Below are 17,527 nucleotides of genomic sequence, written 5' to 3' on the forward strand. Positions count from 1 at the left end.
TCTCGTGATTAACGAGTGTTCGAAGCTCTCCAGAGTCGCGTCCGATACAGGTCCTTTTGCCTGAGAGATTCACCACATTGGGCTTACTCCTTCGGCGCTGCCAACATTCTCCGCAGTCTCTCCCTGTATCCTCATTCGCCAATATTTAATTAGCCTACTTATCCTCATTATGAGCCTAAATCGGTATGAATTGTCAACAGTAACTTTTAGGTTCGAAGGTAGTCAGCCGCCTGTTTCAGTAGAAATTGTACCCTCCACGATGTCCGTCTTGACTTTGATGTTCTCTGTAGATTAAGCTATAAGCAAAATTTGTAAGTAAGTGAGGCGTGGACTGATGAGTAACGTACAAGCCAATTTGTTATACACCAAAGAGCATGAGTGGGTAGAGAAGCTATCGGATAGGGTGGTTCGCATAGGGATTACCGATTTTGCACAAGATCAATTGGGGGATATTGTATTCGTGGAGCTTCCGAAGGTAGGTGCTTCTGTTACGGCGAATGAGAGTATTGGCAGCGTGGAATCGGTCAAAACGGTTTCGGACATTTTCTGCCCAGTATCAGGCAAAGTAACGGCTGTAAACAGCACGCTGGAAGGCTCACCTGAGCTCGTAAACAATGCGTCTTTTGGTGAAGGCTGGATGGTTGAGGTTGAAATCTCAGGACCAGAAGCATTGGAAGGCTTATTAAGCGCTGCGGAATACGGCTCCTATATCGGTAACGACTAAGGTTTGAAGAAGTAGAACAGATGGAGGGTGTTCCATGCAATTTGGGCAAAAGCAACCGCAGGATCCGAGTGATCGTGTTCCTCCTGGGCAAACGCTGACACAAGGCTGGCCTGTGCTGCACTATGGGTCCGTGCCCTACTACAACGACATGAGCGAATGGGATTTACGTTTGTTTGGATTGGTGGAGGAAGAGCTCACCATTCCGTATAAGGATTTCATGGCGCTACCGCGTAAGGAGTTTGCTAACGATATCCATTGTGTCACCACATGGTCCAAGCTGGATAATGTGTGGGAGGGCATTGCTGTGTCTGAACTCATGAGTAAAGTGAAGCTGAAGCCAGAAGCAACCCATGTGATGCTGCATGCCGAGCATGGATGGACGACGAATCTTCCACTGGCAGATTTCCTGTTGGAGACGTCCTTTCTGGGCATCCGGCATAATGGCGTGCTGCTGACACCTGACCACGGAGCACCCGTAAGGATGGTGGTTCCGCATCTCTATTTCTGGAAAAGCGCCAAATGGCTGCGAGGCATCGAGTTCATGGCGAAGGATAAGCCGGGTTTCTGGGAGAGGAATGGTTACCATATGTACGGAGATCCCTTCAAGGAACAGAGGTACGATTTTGATTAACGGTTCAAAAACTTAAGTGGCATTTAATAATTATTTGCGACACTCCGAGTGACATACCGGAAATGAATAACCCCTACCCTATGGCGCTAACCTGAGTGGGGTTATTTTCTTTTCACATAGGTTAAAAGTGCGAGAATAAACATCCCGAACAGTATTAACTCATGAAATGAAAATGACATAGGCATTACCTCCTTTCTGGAGGATGCCGACCACCCAAGTTCAGTTGTAAGAGAGAATTATACTTTGAAGCCTATCATCGATAGGTTTTTTTTCATTTTTAGGAATAATCAGGAAGTTTCATGGGATGCACTTCCACTCTCCAATTTAGCCTTCTCCCTGTACGCTGTTGGCGAAATACCAATGGTCCGCTTGAACATGCGCGAGAACATGAGGGCGTCTGGGTAGCCCACGGAATGAGCAATTTCCGCGATGCCAAGAAGCTGCCTGCGGAGAAGACGGCAAGCTTTTCTCATCCGAACATCTGTCAAATATCGGTAGGGGGACATGGATAAGCGCTGTTGGAAAAGACGGCACAAGTATTTGGTGTCTAGCCCGACATGGTCAGCGATTTCGTGTAGACCGATACGTTCGGCATAGCGGGTGTTCATATAGGAAACAGCATTACGTACATGGTGTCCGACATCTGCTCTAAGTGGGGGCGTATCGTCCGGTATGGCCAGTGTCCCAAATATTTGGTACAGCAGAGCGGTCAGAAGGAGCTCCTTAGCTGGTTCCTTGCGCAGGCTCATTAAATTGCCAAAAAGAGATTCAACGGGCAATGACGAGTCAGCGGTCCGAACAGGGGACAGGGCAGTAAATCCGGCCATTTCGACCACACGAGTGGCTAATGTCCCAACAAAGCCGAACCAAGAGTAGCTCCAAGGCTCAACCGAATCGGCGCGATACGTGTGGACGGTGTCTGGCATAACGAGAAACAGTTCTCCAGCGCCGAGCGGTTCTGTTCGGCCTCCCGTCGAGTAAGTGCCATATCCGCTGTGAATGTAATGAAGAATGTACATATCTCTTACGCTGGGCCCGAATGTCATGTTTGGCAGGCAACTTTGCGTGCCGACTTCGAGCACCGCAAGATCGGTTAGACCGATCGGTTCCGTATACATAAATTCCACGTGTGCTTCCGCCTCTTCCTCAAATAGAGAAGATATGCCATAAGATGGGGAACTCTGGCTATTTTGATTATAAAGGATGAACACTACAATTTACAGTAGGAGGGATATACAAATGGAGTATACTACATTCGGCCGCACCGGACTTCGCGTATCGAAACTCGGGCTTGGCGGCGCACCCCTTGGAGGGGTTTTTGGACCTGCGGATGAACAAGGCGTCGAGAAGATGATCCATGAGGCTTTGGACAGCGGCATCAATTTTATCGACACGGCACCGAGCTACGGCAGAGGTGAGTCGGAGTGCCGAATCGGCAAGGCGCTGATCGGCGGCAGAAGAAACGAGGTCGTGCTGGCATCGAAAGCAGTAGGTCCAGGAGAATCGTTTGATTATGCGACGACGATTCGCTCGGTTGAGCATAGTTTGGAGCGGCTTCAAACTGATTGGATTGATTTGCTGCAAATTCACGATGTAGAGCAGGTTCCGTATGAAACGATTGTGAATGAGACGCTTCCTGCCCTGGAGAAGCTGCGGGAGGATGGAAAGATTCGCTATATCGGCGTTTCGACAAGAATATTATCACTTCTGGAGCGATATGCTGGGTTAAATCGGTTTGACAGCATCCAGTTTTATGCGAGATATATGCTGATTGATCATACGGCAAAGGATGACCTGCTCCCGCTCGCGGCAGAGAAGGAAATCGGTGTTATTAACGGCAGTGTGCTCGGACTCGGCCTGCTTGCCGATACACCAGCACCGTTTTTGAGGCCTAACCTCATTGATGAGGCAGCGAAGCGGATGGAGCAACTTACGTTTTTGCGTAAAACAGAGCCGCACGGACTCGTCGAACCAGCCATGCGTTTCAGTCTGTCGCATCCGGCCATTCATGTTACCCTGACGGGAGCTGCCACATCGGAAGTACTGCGTACGAACTTGGCATTTTGCGATGGGCATGGATTGGATCCAGAAGATCTGCAACGGGTATATGCTTTATTTCAGGGCAAAAGTTTATTTCCGGCAGAGAAGGAGGAATCGAAATGAACACAGAAGCAGGTAAGTTGCCAAGGATTGTAGCGGAAGAACGAATGGTTCCACCAGAGTGGGCGCTGCAGGAACAGTGGTTATTTGCTACGCTGAATCAGGCGGCGAAGGAGTTTGTGGCTCGTTACACACAGCCTGATGGAACTCTGATCTGGCAGAAGGAATGGCCTGGTATGGACGGTTCAGATGATCCCTATGAAGGGTTCATGAATCTAGCGCTGCTCTACGTTTTAGGCGGCAGTCGTGAGCTTCACGAAGTATCTCGTAAGATTTGGGAAGGGATTACGTGGCAGTGGACTGAGTATGGGCAAGTTTCCCGAGAATTTGATGCTTACTATGATTGGATGCATCATGGGGAAGGTTATTTATTTCTGTACTTTCTCGGACTTGCTGGTCCTGCAACAAGCAAGGACAAGCAGAGAGCAGTACGTTTTGCCAACATGTATACAGGAGATGACCCGGAAGCTCCGAATTATGATAAAGTGCAAAAGCTTATCCGATCACCATTGAACGGAAGCAAAGGTCCGCGGTTCACGGTGTCGGAGGAGGATTGGGTCACGCATCGCAGCATTCTCGATCACTATCCTGCACCGTATGAAGATATTCCTGGTGTCGATTTTGCGAGCGGCAAGTGCCCATGGTCCAACGATGCAGTCTATCAGAAGATGATTGCGATGATGAATGAGCGAATGAATCGGGGAGATGTCCCGCTGAATTTGAATGCAACCGGACTGATCACGCACGCCTTCATGTATACTGGAGACGCAGCCCTTCGCGATTGGGCAGTCGATTATCTGGCAGCATGGGAAGAACGTACCCGTGCGAACGGAGGCGTTATTCCTGATAATGTCGGACTGTCTGGCTTAATAGGCGAGTACAACGACGGTAAATGGTGGGGAGGCTACTATGGATGGAGATGGCCGCACGGCTTCATGACCATTATTGAGCCACTGACGAACGCGTGTATGAATGCTGTTTTACTTACGGGAGACATGAACCAGCTTGAGCTAGCCCGTTCCCAACTGGATGCCAACTGGGCGCTGAGGCGGGAAGAGAACGGCCAGGTACTCGTGCCGAATAAACACGGGGATAATGGCTGGTACGATTGGCGGAAGGCGCTGCCGAAATATCCGGTCTACTTGTGGACGATGTCCATGGCAGACGAGGATCTAGAGCGGCTAGAACGGATTCCGAAGGATCATGATTGGAATGAAATTAGCGTGCCTGTTGTATCAGGAAGAGACAGTCGAACAGGAAGGGAAACGAAGCACTATATCGGTAATACGGAGCCCTGGTTCCAGTACATTAGAGGGATCAACCCGGACTATCCGAAGCGGATACTTGCCGCCAATATGGAGCTGGTCGGTCGGCAGTTGGAGAAAATGCGCTCGGACAAAGGCGACCCGCATGGGTGGAAAAGCGACTTTGCTGACGGTGACTTCTCAAACATCCATATCTGGCAAGAGATGTGCCCGATATATTTCGAGTCACTTGTACAACTGACACTAGGGGGACCAATGCACATATCGCACGGTGGCCTGCAGCATGCGCGGGTGCGCTACTTTGATTCACAGGAGAAACGGCCAGGTCTTCCACAAGGTGTATCTGCTTTAGTGGAGGCGCTTACAACGGACAGTGTGACGCTGCAGCTCTGCAACACGAGTTTGTTTGATGAACGCGAGGTCGTTATTCAAGCAGGAAGTTTCGGAGAACACGAGTTTACCAGTGCCCATCAAATGGACGGAGATGACTGCGCTGTACCGGGCTCGCACATAGAGCTCGATGGCAAATGGCTGGCGGTTCATCTAAAGCGAGGCTCTGGCATTAGGCTGAAGCTCGGCATGAAGCGTTACGTCAATCCGCCGAGCTATGAGATGCCGTGGACGAACCCATATGCCGCTGATCTGCTGGTAGGGCGTAGGGAAGATGGGGATGCGTCATGTACGTAGACAGTCATGTTCATTTTTGGAAGCCATCGCACATTGATTATGGCTGGTTGAAACCCGAGAATGAGCTGCTCTATCGGGACTACCTGCCAGAGCAGTTGCTTACGGAGCTGGTCGCCTACAATGTTAAAGGGCTTGTAGCCGTTCAGGCCGCCTTTAAGGGGGAGGAAGCGGCATTTCTGCTGGAGCTAGCGCAGACCTGGCCAGTTATATCCGGTGTGAGCGGAGGACTCGATCCGTTTGTGGATCTTTTTCATGAGCAGCTGGAATCTTTGAAGGCCAACTCGCGCTTTACCGGCATTCGATTAAACGGCAGCGCATTTCGCTCTGATCGGTCGGAGAGCGACCAGAACAAGCTGCGGTCGGTACTCGCTGCGCTGATGCAGGCTGATCTCACGCTGGATCTGCTCGTACAGCCCGATGACCTTGCAGATGTGGCATCGTATTTAGAAGAGCTGCCGCAGCGTAAGTTGGTCGTCAACCATCTGGGCTGTCCAAACATTCGGGAGCAGCAAATGGAACCGTGGCGAACAGGCATGGAGCGGCTATCCAGACTTCCGGGCGTGGCGGTTAAGCTGTCCGGGATGATCACGATGGCAGGCGGATTCCATCCTGAGAGACTTCGGCCTTACATTGATCAGTTGCTTCAGATGTTCGGCAGTGAACGGCTGCTGTTTGGCAGTGATTGGCCGGTCGCCTTGCAGGCAGGCGGCTATAGGGACGTCATCGACTTGTTCGAGGCGGTACTTCCTGATGACCTTACGGAGGAGGAGAAGGGAATGATTCGTTCGGGCAACGCCGGTCGATTCTACCCGATACTGACATGATGAGAAGGATGTATAGGGCGCAGACGAAAGTTGGCTGCGAAGTGGGCTTCGCGCTCGCGTTAGCCGAAGCAGCCGCAAGCTGGCAGCGCGAACTTCGGGGGCAGGATGTAGTGAGTTGCTCGATTTTCGCGAAGGGAAGCGGTATATTTCTTTATTTTGAAACGACGGGCGAAGAGTGCGAATGGGAATGGCCAACAACATGCAAGCCGTTGCTAGAGACATGGCCGGGCAGTTTTGGAGGTGAGCAGCGATTTGCCGTTCCGATGCTCGATATCTTCCACGATGGTGAGCCGGAGATGAAAGAAGCCGGACGAAGAGGTGAGCGAGTTGGTAGCCTTGCACGATTGAGACCGTCGAAGTACAGCAGCTACATCTTCTATCATTACGCTATGCAGGAGGAGAAACCGAGCTGTTTTAATCCAACCTATCTCATCGGAGTGCATGAGGAACTGATCTTCTCTTATCATGAACGTCCGGCGCCCAATTTTGAGCAAGGGGCGACGCGAATGACATGGCCTGCACCGATTACGCCAGAGAACTGGCATGACGTGATGCAGCCGCATTTTATCCCTTGGTCGGAGAGCGAGCAGGGACCTATCTTGTGGGAAACGATGGACACAATTTTGACCTTTTAATCATTAAAGCCTTGTATCGTCAAAAAGCCAACCGAGCTCCTAAAGAGAGTAGGCTGGCTTCTTTGCATTCTTACTTTTCCGAATCTTCCATACCACCCGCCGGTACCTGTTCTACCGTCTGTAATAGACGGTATTGCCCTGGCGTACTCCCCATCCGCGACTTAAACAGCTTGCTGAAATAGCTGACGTTGGCATAGCCAATTTCACGGCAAATGTCCTCCAGCGAATATTTGGGCTGCTTCAGCAGCTCACAAGCCCGTTTGATTCGCAAATGAATCAAATGGTCGTTGATCGTTGTGCCCGTCGTTTCCTTAAAAATGCGGCTCAAAAAGGACGTGCTTCGCTGCACGTGCCCGGCAACGGTCTCGATTGTGATGTTGTTATTATAGTTCTTTTCCATAAATTCGGTAGCGAGCTGCAAGGTCATATCGTTCAGTTTCAACCGCTTCTCTCGATTGTGGGCAATGATTTGAGTGCACATCTCCATCAAGCGTGCCTCCATATCACGAAGTGTTTGGATACCTGACAGGACGAACGGCCGATCGCCGAGTACGGCGGTCATATCTCCGCCGGTTTGCACCAGTGTTTTTACGATTTCCCCGCTTACTTGAAAGAAGAGCTGTTGCACGTTGGCTTTCCCAAGCCTGCGGGTGGTCACTTCTTGCGTAATACGGCTGATCGTGTCCACACACTCCTCCTCGTTCAGCTGAAGTAGTGCCTGAAGCAGCTTTGTCTCTAGCTCATAAGGGTAATAATAGGTATCTTCATCCTGCTTCCAGGAACTAACGATGGTATAGGGGACGATTTCGCCTTTGCCGACATACATTTTCAGATTGAGGGCTTCGACCGATTCTTCATAGGCGGTTTGAGCAGAAGACACACCCGTGTGGATGCGGCTAATTCCAATCGTTGCAGTGATGCTGTAACGGCTCTCCAGATTAAACTGTAGTTTTCTCGCAAGCTCAATTGGAAAATCATCTTGATTAGCTGGGACAGCAAGAATGATGATGATGCGTTCATCGTCCTTGGCGAAGATTTCGCCGTCGATTTCGGGTCCGAGTTCTTCAATTAAGCCATATTGAAATAGGTGAAAATGGAGATTGCCAGTCGAGTCATTCAGCAGGGATTGTTCCTCTAGCTCGATCGTTAGGATGGCAAATCGTTCAAAATTCAACTTTAATCCCAAAAGCTCCGCTGCATCCTTCTCCTGACCACTGGTTTGCTGGGAAATCGCCCGCCCCTTCATGAGGTCGCTCAAATATTTCTCCTTGATCGCTGAACGGTTGTCGCCAAGCAATGTTTCTACCCGTTCCTTCTCGCTAAGGATCGTTTCCCGGCTATGACGAAGCCGTTCGAATGCTTGCTGGATGAAGCTTGCTTCGTCGGCGGCCGGCAATGAGGCATCAGGGTTTACTCTTTCGCTGCCGCTAATATAGGTGAGAACACTTTTAAGTGGCCGGTATAGTCGCTGTGAGATGTAGATCAGCAGCAAAATGGCAACAGTGACGTAAAGAGCAGACACGGCGGCTACGATCATTTTAATACGGCCTAGACCCTCAAGCAGTACAGATCGTTTGGTTAAATTAACAAACTTCCACCCTGTCACATTAGAGGTTGTGTACGTCACAATCCACTGGCGATCATCAACGTAGGAGCCGCTTCCTGGAGCGGAAAGCACGCTAGGATTAAACTTCCCGATCAGGGCTGCTGCTTCTTCCGTTTCACTGTAGAGCGGTTCGCCTTGAGACCCGAGGACTAGTGTCAGGCCTTTTTTATTATGATAATGGCTCAAATATTCTTTAAAGAGAAGGTCGAGCTTTAAATTGATGACAATGGCCCCATCAACAGGACCAATGAGCGGCATTTTTTGCATTAAACTGGTGGCAAGCAGCCCTTTTACCGCACTGCCAGGACGATTGGTAAGCCATACCGTTCGGTTCGCGGTTTCTTCATTCATGACCGTCAGCCAAGAACGATCGGTGAACGAAGATAGCGGGGACATTTTCATATCAGAACGGGAGGTCAGTACGAGATCGAGCTTATTATAGACGAGATAAATGGAGTCGATATAAGGACTTAGTTTTTGCTGCTCCTCTAGGAACCTCGTCAAGTCAATGAGGGAAGACACACTGAGTTTATCGTTGATTTTATGAACCAAGTAGGATTGGGTCATGACCATGCTGGAGGCGATGTTCTGTATCGCAAGAAGTTCTTTATGAATCAGTTCTCGCTGCTGTTCCATAATGGATTGATTATATTCAATCGAATTCTGAATGCTGGTATCGGCAGAAATCGTATAGGTAACCGAGGAAATGAGGATGACGGTAACAACGATAATGGCTGTCATAGATAACAGCAGCTTGACGAATAGCGATCGGTTGCGAATCACTTGAAGACTAGGCATCCAGACCCTCCTTTCGAAGTGTTAGCGTTTTCAAGATTAGGTGGATGAAGCACTCGGCACGAAGAAAATTATAGCACAGAATGAAGAAGGGGGAAGCTGAGAGGCGAAAAACATACGAAAAACCGAATAACATAACGCTATAAAAACAGCCACGGAAAGGAATAACATAACAAAAATCGAATGAGATCATTGTGTAGTTGTGTGCCACGGGATATCGTAAAAGATGTAACCGTTCCCAATTCCCGGCCGGGGTAGAGCGCGTTAAGGAACGGAAATCATGATGTGAAGCAGGGGGAATTTATTTTGCCTATCTATAAAATGAAACCAGTCGCACTCACCGTATTAGCAGCCAGCATGGCCGCAAGCGTACTTAGTGGATGTTCCACAGAAAATAAAACAACTTCCGAATCGAGTCAACCGAGTAGTACTGCTTCTGCAAAGCCAATTGAAATTACGTGGGGCATTCAATTCCAAGCGCCGGCAGTCGTTGCCGATACGCCAGTACAGAAGTGGCTTGAACAGAAATTCAATATCAAAATCAAACCTGTCAAAGTGACTGATGCCAGTATCGCTTCCGGTGACGTACCAGATGTGTTCATGCTGGGTGATCCATCCAATGTATCTGCCTATCAAGCGCAAGGTGTTCTGATGGACCTGGATCCGAACATGGTGAAAGAGAAAATGCCTGAATACTATAAAGATGTCGAGCAGTCGAAGGCGCTGTTCCAGACGGTAACGTTTAGTGACAAGCTCTGGGCAGTCCCGATGTTTATTGATTTGAAACCTTATGACCTTACGATGTTGTGGCGCAAAGACTGGCTCGACAAAGTCGGTATCACGAAGCTTCCAGAGACACTGGATGAATTCGAGCAGGCGGCTTATGCTTTCGCGAAGAAAGACCCCGATGGTAACGGCAAGAACGACACCTACGGTTTGACCGGCACGGCGACGTCGACGTGGTCGACGGGCTTCTACTCCATATTTGGCGCATTTGGTGTACAACCAACCATGTGGCACGAAAAACAAGGTCAGATTATGAACGGTTCCGTTATGCCAGAAGCAAAGGCTGCTCTTGAGAAGCTGCGTAAATGGTATGCTGACGGCGTGATCGATCCGGAATATATTACGGATACACAAGATTCGTACCGCAAGAAGCTCTATAACAGTCGGATTGGTGTGATTGAAGAGCAAGTCGGAAAAGCTGCGCTGGCTGATGGTGCGACAAATATAGCGATGAAAGACATCAATCCGAATGCGAAGCTTCAACTGGGTAAAAATCCGAAGGGACCTGGCGGCAGCGGCAGCTGGGATTGGGGAGTAAAAAGTAATTACATTGTGCTTGGCAACAAGGTGAAGAATGATCCAGCTAAGCTGAACAAAATTTTTGAAATACTGCGAGCAGAAAGCAGTGACGAAGAAACGATCAATATGACGACCTTAGGCGTCAAAGGAACGCAATGGGATTTTGCAGCTAGCGGAGCAACTTCTGGCGCAACGAAAATTTTAACGGGCTTCGAAAAGCAGGAACAACGTGATGCAGTTGGCATCCGGTTGTTCTCCCTTGGCAATATCACGACTCGAGCTTATCGAGATAAATATTCCAATCCTCAGATGAACGAAGCCGTTCGTACGTATTCTTCTGCGCCGAACCAGACGGATGCACTGTTATTCGCTGCGCTTCCATCCGATGGCAAATATAAAAAAGATTTGACGGCACTGACGCAAAAATATTTTGCGCAAATCATCAGTGGAGAAGTGCCGCTTAGCGATTTCGATAAGTATGTGGCAGAGTGGAAAGCTAAGGGTGGAGACGAATTAACCAAAGAAGCCAATGAGATGTACCAAAAGCAGTTTAAAAAATAATCAGCTTAAGAAGCGAATCCATATCCTCGGCTGCAAGCCATGCGCTGATGCCGAGGGAGGGATCGCAACTGGCCCTGAGGAAGTGCACATGACATGAAGATGATTATGAAAAATAGGGAGCTGTTTGCGCTCTATTTGTTTGCTTTTGCCTTTTTTCTCGTATTCAAATATGGCCCGATCTACGGTGTACTGATCGCTTTCAAGGATTTTCGCGTTGTCGACGGGATATGGGGCAGTCCATGGGTGGGTTTTAAGCATTTTGAGGCGCTATTTCATTCGGCCGATTTCTACCGCTTGCTGAGTAATACGCTGCTGCTAAATCTCTATTTGCTGCTGTTCGCCTTTCCCGCACCGATCGTGTTGGCGCTCCTGCTGAATGAAATTAGATCTCGATTTTTTCAGCGCTTCGTGCAGATGACGATGTATCTGCCGCATTTCGTTTCTTGGGTCATTATGTCCGGTCTTGTCATTTACTTCCTGTCGCCGACCACGGGCATTGTGGCTGAGATGGTCAGTTGGTTCGGTGGGAAACCGGTCTTTTATATGGGGCATAAGGAGTATTTTCGCTCTATTGTAGTTGGTTCAGCCATATTGAAGGATATCGGCTGGGGATCGATTATTTATTTTGCTGCCCTGTCGGGCATTAACCCGGAACTGCATGAGTCAGCAACCATGGATGGTGCAAATCGCTGGCAGCGTTTGTTTCATATTAATATTCCGTCGATTATGCCAACCATTGCAATTATGTTCATTCTCAGCCTAGGCGGCTTCTTGAGCGCAAATTTTGAACAAATTATCAACCTGCTCAATCCTGTCACCTTTGACACGGGAGATGTCATTGACACTTACGTCTATCGCGTTGGACTACAGCAATTTCAATACAGTTATACGGCTGCGATTGGCTTGTTCAAGTCTTTAGTAGGATTGTTGCTGATTCTGGGGGCTAACTTCACGGTGCGCAGACTAAGCAAGGGAGAGAGCGGCTTATGGTAGGAGGATTCGCAACATGAGAAATGGAAACTGGCAGGATCGATTAAGCGTTAGCCTCATTTATATTGTACTTGGCGTACTTGCCATTATTGTCGTCTACCCTTTTATTCACGTGTTGTCAGTATCGCTAAGTGGAAGGGGAGAGGCGCTCCGCAGCGGCTTTCACTGGATTCCGAGGGATCTGACCTTGACGCCATACAAGGAACTGTTGACTTACCCATTCATCTGGAAAGGGTACGGCAATACGCTGTTCCGCATGGTCGTTGGCACAGCGCTTACCCTGATCGTCACCATATGCGCTGCTTATCCGCTCTCTCGCAATGAAATGCCCTGGAAGCGCGTATTGGTACTGCTCCTGCTCTTTACCATGATCTTCGACGGTGGGATCGTGCCAAACTATTTGCTTATAAAGGAGCTGCATCTGCTGAATACGCGGTGGGTCTACGTGCTGCCTCATGCGGCGAACGCATTCCAGGTGCTAGTCATGATCTCGTTCTTCCGCTCGATTCCTGATGCGCTCATTGAAGCAGCACGGATTGACGGAGCGCGTGATCTACGAATTCTCATTCGCATCATTTTGCCGCTGTCGGTCCCTGTTCTGGTTACGATTGGACTTTGGTCGCTTGTGTATCACATTAATGCGTTTATGGATAATTTGTTGTATGTGACTGATCAATCCAAATTCGTGTTACAGCAAATTGTCCGGCAAATTCTAATTGAGAATAGGCTCGATCCGTTTACGACGGCTGTGAATGAGGTTCCGCCTGCGCCTGAGAGCTTGAAGATGGCAGCGGTCATTGTATCCGCTCTTCCCGTGTTGGTCATGTATCCATTTCTGCTACGTTACTTTGAGAAAGGTACAATGATTGGTTCGGTAAAGGGATAGCATATAGAATGGAAAGGATGAGACCGCATGCGATTTCGTCAGGTGCATCTTGATTTTCACACTTCGGAAGCTATAGCGCCGATCGGATCACGTTTTGATAAGGGGCAGTTTCAGGAAATGCTTAAGCTTGGTCATGTGGATTCCGTTACGATTTTCGCCAAATGCCATCACGGCTGGGCTTATCATCCGTCGGATGCGAACGAAATCCATCCTGGGCTGAGCTTTGACTTACTTGCGGCCATGATTGAGGCGGCACATGACATTGGTGTGAAGACACCCGTGTACCTATCGGCTGGCTTGGATGAAAAATTGGTAAGACGTCACCCAGAATGGCTCATCCGTGATGAGAACGACCAAACGAATTGGGTCAAAGGATTTATGCTGCCAGGCTATCACCAATTTTGCTTAAACTCTCCCTATCTGGCAATCTTGATTGAGCAGATTCGGGAAGTCGTGTCCCGATATGATCTAGACGGTCTGTTTTTTGACATAGTAGGTATACGAAAGTGCTACTGTCATAGCTGTGTGGAGAGCGTGCGCCAGCAAGGACAGGATCCGCGGGATGAGAAGGCAATGCGAAAGCTCTGGGAGACAACCTACGTGAATTATACGACGAAGGTGAAGGAAACGGTTCAATCGATCAAGCCAGGACTGCCGATCTTCCACAATGGCGGACACATTGCGCGAGGTCGACGCGATCTGATTGCTATGAACACACATTTAGAACTGGAATCGCTGCCTACAGGTGGATGGGGCTATGATCACTTTCCGCTGTCGGCTAGGTATGCGCAACCGCTTGGTGTCGATTTTCTCGGTATGACGGGAAAATTCCATACGTCTTGGGGAGAATTCGGTGGCTATAAGCACCCGAACGCACTCCGTTATGAAGCTGCGCTCAGCATAGCCAATGGCGCCCGCTGCTCGATTGGCGATCAGCTTCATCCTGACGGTCATATGGATGAAGCGACCTACGCACTGATTGGCGAGGCATATCGTGAGGTCGAGGCCAAGGAGGCATGGTGCGTAAAGGCGATGAATGTTGCAGATGTGGCCCTGCTGACATTGGAAGCAACCGGTTTGCATCCCAAGGCCAATGTGTCTACATCGGATTCGGACGCAGGGGCAGTACGCATGCTGCTTGAAGGCAAATTCCTATTCGATGTGATCGATCAGGATAATGATTTTACAGCTTATAAGGTGCTAATTTTACCGGATTACGTAGCAGTGGATGATAAGCTACAGAACAAATTGGCGCAATTCCTCCTGCAAGGCGGTAAAGTTCTCGCAACGGGCTGGTCCTGCCTTAATCTGGAGGGCACTCAATTTGCCATCGACCTTGGGGTGCGGCATGTAGGGTTAAATCCATATCGCCCCGACTATTTTCGTCCGCTGTTCAATCTTGGAAGCTGTAGAGAAGCCTCTTACATTTTCTATTCACAGGGGCAGAAAATCGAAATTGCGGGCGGAACTGAGCTTGCACACCGTGAAAATCCTTATTTTAACCGCGATCTGTTTACTTTCTGCTCGCACCAGCATACGCCAAGCAGCTATGAATATGGAGGACCGGGTATGGTGGAAAGCAAAAGTGGTATTTATATCGCGTGGAACATATTTGAAGATTATGCGACCAAAGGCAGCCTCATATTGAAAGAAGCAGTGCTATATGCATTGGATCGCCTTCTCTTAGACAAGACGTTGCAAACCAACCTCCCAGCGCAAGGCATCGTCACCCTGCAGAATCAACAGGATGAGCATCGTCTGGTTAATCATTTGTTATACGCAACCCCAATCCGCAGAGGGAAAAACATCGAAGTCATTGAGGATATTGTTACCATCTATGATGTGCAGGTTGCTGTTCGTACATCTAACCACGTAAAGAACGTATATATGGCACCGCAGATGACCTCGCTCACATTCAGGTATGAGGATCAGACGGTTTACTACACAGTACCTAGTCTAGAGTGCCACCAGATGGTTGTCATCGAGTATGAAGTCGCCAAGAAAGAAGAACAGGTTTATTAGGACCTGTTCTTCTTTATGTTCATAAGGTTATCTATCCACCCCGCAAGTGACCAATAGGCACTCTAATACATACAATGATTTAGAGTTGGAAGGGAGTGGCCGGAGTATGCCTGTCATTATTAATGGAGGTATCAAAATTCTAAATGTCGCTCAGGGCTCCAATGTCCAGATTGGCGATACCTTCGCTGTTAGTCTCACAAGCAGCTCCAAAATCTTTGCAGGAGCCAACTCATTTTCCCCTGGGGACAGCTTTGGAAGTGTTCAGAATGTGCTGAATGGAAGTACAAATACGGTTGATCCTGACCTCGTAGACACGCCGAATAACACGATTTGATGACTGGTTATTGACTTCCATAAATTGGACGACTTTTATGTTGGGATGGACGGTCCTAAAGTGAAGTGGTGCTGCGAAAGATATACGGAACTTGAAACTATTTTAGGGGATAGAGCAGCTTGTTAAAACGAAAAGTGATTTGGATTTATATGAAGAATCTAATATGGTTCCTGCCCATTCTAATACTGATTATAGGGGCTAATCCTTCTATAGCAGGTAGTTTTTGGTGGAAACTCCTTGGTTTTCTGCTCTTTGCGGGGATTGTTGCGCTATGTGTGAGTTCGTGGATTCAAGCGAACCGTGAGCAACGGGAAATCGATGAAAAAAAGCACTTTGATCCTGTTGTACTCCGTCAATTTAATTAAGAATTACTGACCGTCAATGCGCTAAGCAGGGGCGGTTTTTTGGGTATAGGCAGAAAAAGAGTATGTGAAGTACATGAATAAGCAAGGAAAATAAAAAAGCGTGAAGTACCCTGACAATATGTTGTCAGGGTACTTGTTTTATAATAAGGGTATATCTGGAAACAATGATAAAACAATTGAATTGAGGGAGTGTGTGTTGAATGACACAAACAGCTGACCGCATGTATGACTATCATGTATGGGCGAATCAAACGCTGATCAACAGGTTGAAGGAGCTTCCACAGGAGGTCTACCGCCAAGAGATTCAGAGTGTGTTTCCGACTGTTGCGAAAGTGATTGCGCATATCTACCTTACAGATCGCACCTGGTTAGACATTCTTGGAGGTAAAAGTATGAAAGAAGCTATGGCAGCCTCCTGGCAGATAACTGAAGCAACAGAGAGCAAGAGCTTAAATGAGCTAGAGGCCATGTATGGCGAATTGTCGATACAAGGTAAGGCATTTCTTAAGGAGTTGCCTGATTTGGAAAAGAAGATCACACTCGATAATCCCTATGCTGGAGTTCGGGAAACAAGTTTGGCTGAGATCGTTTTACAGATTGTGAATCACGCTACGTATCATCGGGGGAACGTCACGGCCATGCTGCGCCAAATGGGCTATGCTTCCGTCATGACGGAATTCGCGTTGTTCTGGTATGCAGGTGAAGCGCAGCTTACTTAACTGTGTTGATGTTATTTTGTATTGTAAAACATGTTCAGGTGGCTCTAAAAATTGCCGCCACTTTCAGAACTGCTTAAGCATCCAGAATGTGCCCGACCCACGGGCACACTCGCATGCAATCCGCATAATAGATGGATTTTCTGATGTTAATTTGAGCGAAATCAGCTTGAAAATTGATTTAGATGGATTATTTGTAGCTAATTATGAGGGTATTCGATGAGTTGGCCAAAAGTGGGAATATTAACTGCATTAAATCCATCTAATCATAACATTTTAAAAAAATGATCCAAAATAGATGGATAATTTCCATTTAATTACTTCGGCGGCCAGTCGGAGAGACGATCGCGTTATAGGGGAGTTTGCCAGTCGATGAGAAGGTCGAGTGACAGGGGGAGTTTGCCAGTCGAAGAGACGATTGCGTGGAAGGCGAGACAGTCAGTCACTCAGTCCATGCGCCAGTCAGTGTGGTTTGCTTGCGTGCGCGCTGTCGCTCAGTCTGCTGCCAGTCAGCGCTATCTGCCCAGCCCCAAATAAAAAAGCCCTGTCACAAGCGACAGGGCCTTTACTACGTTCTAATTCATCGATGTCCCTTCGGTGAACAGATGGAAAGTCACGCCAAATTTATCCTTCACTTGTCCGTAGGCAGGGCTGAAGAATGCTTCATGCAGATCCATGATGACGGTGCCGCCATCTTTGAGCCCTTCGAAATATCGCTTGGACAAGCTGGCATCCTTCGTTGTAATACAAATCGTCACATGATCTCCCTGTTGAATGGGTTTACCTAGGTCGGAGTCGGAGAACATAATTTGGCTTTCGCCGACTTGCAGCATCGCATGTCCAACGAGCCCTTTATGTTCATCGGCAAGTGGAAATTCAGGGTTGGCAGGCATTTCGCCAAAGGTCTGTTTAAATAGAACTTGAGCATCCAGCGCTTTCTCATAAAAGGCAATAGCTTCAGCGGCAGTACCAGGCAATACTAAATACGGAGTTAAACGAACGGACATCAATAAACAGCTCC

The 17,527-nt window shown here is 48.4% G+C and carries 17 protein-coding genes and 1 riboswitch; of the genes, 13 read left to right on the plus strand and 4 right to left on the minus strand.

What is annotated here, in order from left to right:
• Nucleotides 1-38: 38 nt before the first annotated feature.
• A riboswitch (glycine riboswitch) is annotated at nt 39-135 on the minus strand.
• A gap of 199 nt (nt 136-334) precedes the next feature.
• Together gcvH and AC58QM_RS02150 are read left to right on the plus strand one after the other, a co-directional pair.
• Entirely contained in the window at nt 335-724 is a 390-nt protein-coding gene (gcvH, locus tag AC58QM_RS02145; RefSeq protein ID WP_497280967.1) for a glycine cleavage system protein GcvH, read from the plus strand.
• 34 nt (nt 725-758) lie between these two features.
• Entirely contained in the window at nt 759-1,355 is a 597-nt protein-coding gene (locus AC58QM_RS02150; protein ID WP_497280969.1) for a sulfite oxidase-like oxidoreductase, read from the plus strand.
• Between the two features lie 101 nt (nt 1,356-1,456).
• On the opposite strand, the gene AC58QM_RS02155 is transcribed toward AC58QM_RS02150, so the two are convergent.
• Both AC58QM_RS02155 and AC58QM_RS02160 read right to left on the minus strand, forming a co-directional pair.
• The gene (locus tag AC58QM_RS02155) at nt 1,457-1,540 is read right to left on the minus strand and encodes a putative holin-like toxin (protein ID WP_497281571.1); all 84 of its coding nucleotides are present in this window, start codon (nt 1,538-1,540) and stop codon (nt 1,457-1,459) included.
• A gap of 102 nt (nt 1,541-1,642) precedes the next feature.
• Entirely contained in the window at nt 1,643-2,473 is an 831-nt protein-coding gene (locus tag AC58QM_RS02160; protein ID WP_497281573.1) for an AraC family transcriptional regulator, read from the minus strand.
• A 121-nt stretch (nt 2,474-2,594) separates the two neighbouring features.
• On the opposite strand from AC58QM_RS02160, the gene AC58QM_RS02165 reads away from it, so the two are divergent.
• The 4 genes from AC58QM_RS02165 to AC58QM_RS02180 are packed head-to-tail and all read left to right on the plus strand — an operon-like array spanning nt 2,595 to nt 6,926.
• Nucleotides 2,595-3,518 carry an aldo/keto reductase gene (locus tag AC58QM_RS02165; RefSeq protein ID WP_497280971.1) on the plus strand — a complete coding sequence of 308 codons (924 nt, stop codon included), beginning with the start codon at nt 2,595-2,597 and terminating at the stop codon, nt 3,516-3,518.
• The gene (locus AC58QM_RS02170; protein WP_497280973.1) at nt 3,515-5,467 is read left to right on the plus strand and encodes a DUF8034 domain-containing protein; all 1,953 of its coding nucleotides are present in this window, start codon (nt 3,515-3,517) and stop codon (nt 5,465-5,467) included. Before AC58QM_RS02165 ends, AC58QM_RS02170 begins: the two co-directional genes overlap by 4 nt.
• The gene (locus tag AC58QM_RS02175; protein WP_497280974.1) at nt 5,458-6,291 is read left to right on the plus strand and encodes an amidohydrolase family protein; all 834 of its coding nucleotides are present in this window, start codon (nt 5,458-5,460) and stop codon (nt 6,289-6,291) included. The genes AC58QM_RS02170 and AC58QM_RS02175 overlap by 10 nt, the downstream gene beginning before the upstream one ends.
• Before the next feature lie 8 nt (nt 6,292-6,299).
• Nucleotides 6,300-6,926 carry a hypothetical protein gene (locus AC58QM_RS02180; RefSeq protein WP_497280976.1) on the plus strand — a complete coding sequence of 209 codons (627 nt, stop codon included), beginning with the start codon at nt 6,300-6,302 and terminating at the stop codon, nt 6,924-6,926.
• 70 nt (nt 6,927-6,996) lie between these two features.
• Here the strand turns inward: AC58QM_RS02180 and AC58QM_RS02185 are convergent, their stop codons facing one another.
• Nucleotides 6,997-9,330: a helix-turn-helix domain-containing protein gene (locus AC58QM_RS02185; protein WP_497280978.1), complete on the minus strand. Its 2,334-nt coding sequence runs from the start codon at nt 9,328-9,330 to the stop codon at nt 6,997-6,999.
• Nucleotides 9,331-9,633: 303 nt separating this feature from the next.
• Between AC58QM_RS02185 and AC58QM_RS02190 the strand changes: the two genes are divergently transcribed.
• The 7 genes from AC58QM_RS02190 (at nt 9,634) to AC58QM_RS02220 (ending at nt 16,509) form a co-directional block, all read left to right on the plus strand.
• Nucleotides 9,634-11,193 (plus strand): extracellular solute-binding protein, encoded by a 1,560-nt coding sequence (locus AC58QM_RS02190; RefSeq protein WP_497280979.1) that lies wholly within the window; start codon nt 9,634-9,636, stop codon nt 11,191-11,193.
• 93 nt (nt 11,194-11,286) lie between these two features.
• The gene (locus tag AC58QM_RS02195; RefSeq protein ID WP_497280981.1) at nt 11,287-12,186 is read left to right on the plus strand and encodes an ABC transporter permease; all 900 of its coding nucleotides are present in this window, start codon (nt 11,287-11,289) and stop codon (nt 12,184-12,186) included.
• Nucleotides 12,187-12,199: 13 nt separating this feature from the next.
• Entirely contained in the window at nt 12,200-13,069 is an 870-nt protein-coding gene (locus AC58QM_RS02200; RefSeq protein ID WP_497280982.1) for a carbohydrate ABC transporter permease, read from the plus strand.
• 27 nt (nt 13,070-13,096) lie between these two features.
• Nucleotides 13,097-15,091 (plus strand): beta-galactosidase trimerization domain-containing protein, encoded by a 1,995-nt coding sequence (locus AC58QM_RS02205; RefSeq protein ID WP_497280984.1) that lies wholly within the window; start codon nt 13,097-13,099, stop codon nt 15,089-15,091.
• Between the two features lie 106 nt (nt 15,092-15,197).
• Nucleotides 15,198-15,425, plus strand: coding sequence for a spore germination protein (locus AC58QM_RS02210; protein ID WP_310501200.1), 228 nt, complete (start codon nt 15,198-15,200; stop codon nt 15,423-15,425).
• A 119-nt stretch (nt 15,426-15,544) separates the two neighbouring features.
• Nucleotides 15,545-15,790, plus strand: coding sequence for a hypothetical protein (locus tag AC58QM_RS02215; RefSeq protein ID WP_497280986.1), 246 nt, complete (start codon nt 15,545-15,547; stop codon nt 15,788-15,790).
• Between the two features lie 200 nt (nt 15,791-15,990).
• On the plus strand, nt 15,991-16,509 hold the full coding sequence (locus AC58QM_RS02220; RefSeq protein WP_497280987.1) for a DinB family protein: 519 nt from the start codon (nt 15,991-15,993) through the stop codon (nt 16,507-16,509).
• A 572-nt stretch (nt 16,510-17,081) separates the two neighbouring features.
• On the opposite strand, the gene AC58QM_RS02225 is transcribed toward AC58QM_RS02220, so the two are convergent.
• Nucleotides 17,082-17,513 (minus strand): VOC family protein, encoded by a 432-nt coding sequence (locus AC58QM_RS02225; protein ID WP_497280989.1) that lies wholly within the window; start codon nt 17,511-17,513, stop codon nt 17,082-17,084.
• Between the last annotated feature and the right edge of the window lie 14 nt (nt 17,514-17,527).

The sequence above is a fragment of the Paenibacillus sp. J22P165 genome (genome assembly GCF_059692015.1).

Excerpts from the sequence above, each read along its gene's own strand:
- gcvH (WP_497280967.1), top strand. The coding sequence starts at position 335 with ATGAGTAACGTACAAGCCAATTTGTTATACACCAAAGAGCATGAGTGG.
- AC58QM_RS02150 (WP_497280969.1), top strand. The coding sequence starts at position 759 with ATGCAATTTGGGCAAAAGCAACCGCAGGATCCGAGTGATCGTGTTCCT.
- AC58QM_RS02155 (WP_497281571.1), bottom strand. The coding sequence starts at position 1,540 with ATGCCTATGTCATTTTCATTTCATGAGTTAATACTGTTCGGGATGTTT.
- AC58QM_RS02160 (WP_497281573.1), bottom strand. The coding sequence starts at position 2,473 with ATGTATACGGAACCGATCGGTCTAACCGATCTTGCGGTGCTCGAAGTC.
- AC58QM_RS02165 (WP_497280971.1), top strand. The coding sequence starts at position 2,595 with ATGGAGTATACTACATTCGGCCGCACCGGACTTCGCGTATCGAAACTC.
- AC58QM_RS02170 (WP_497280973.1), top strand. The coding sequence starts at position 3,515 with ATGAACACAGAAGCAGGTAAGTTGCCAAGGATTGTAGCGGAAGAACGA.
- AC58QM_RS02175 (WP_497280974.1), top strand. The coding sequence starts at position 5,458 with ATGTACGTAGACAGTCATGTTCATTTTTGGAAGCCATCGCACATTGAT.
- AC58QM_RS02180 (WP_497280976.1), top strand. The coding sequence starts at position 6,300 with ATGTATAGGGCGCAGACGAAAGTTGGCTGCGAAGTGGGCTTCGCGCTC.
- AC58QM_RS02185 (WP_497280978.1), bottom strand. The coding sequence starts at position 9,330 with ATGCCTAGTCTTCAAGTGATTCGCAACCGATCGCTATTCGTCAAGCTG.
- AC58QM_RS02195 (WP_497280981.1), top strand. The coding sequence starts at position 11,287 with ATGAAGATGATTATGAAAAATAGGGAGCTGTTTGCGCTCTATTTGTTT.
- AC58QM_RS02200 (WP_497280982.1), top strand. The coding sequence starts at position 12,200 with ATGAGAAATGGAAACTGGCAGGATCGATTAAGCGTTAGCCTCATTTAT.
- AC58QM_RS02205 (WP_497280984.1), top strand. The coding sequence starts at position 13,097 with ATGCGATTTCGTCAGGTGCATCTTGATTTTCACACTTCGGAAGCTATA.
- AC58QM_RS02210 (WP_310501200.1), top strand. The coding sequence starts at position 15,198 with ATGCCTGTCATTATTAATGGAGGTATCAAAATTCTAAATGTCGCTCAG.
- AC58QM_RS02220 (WP_497280987.1), top strand. The coding sequence starts at position 15,991 with ATGACACAAACAGCTGACCGCATGTATGACTATCATGTATGGGCGAAT.
- AC58QM_RS02225 (WP_497280989.1), bottom strand. The coding sequence starts at position 17,513 with ATGTCCGTTCGTTTAACTCCGTATTTAGTATTGCCTGGTACTGCCGCT.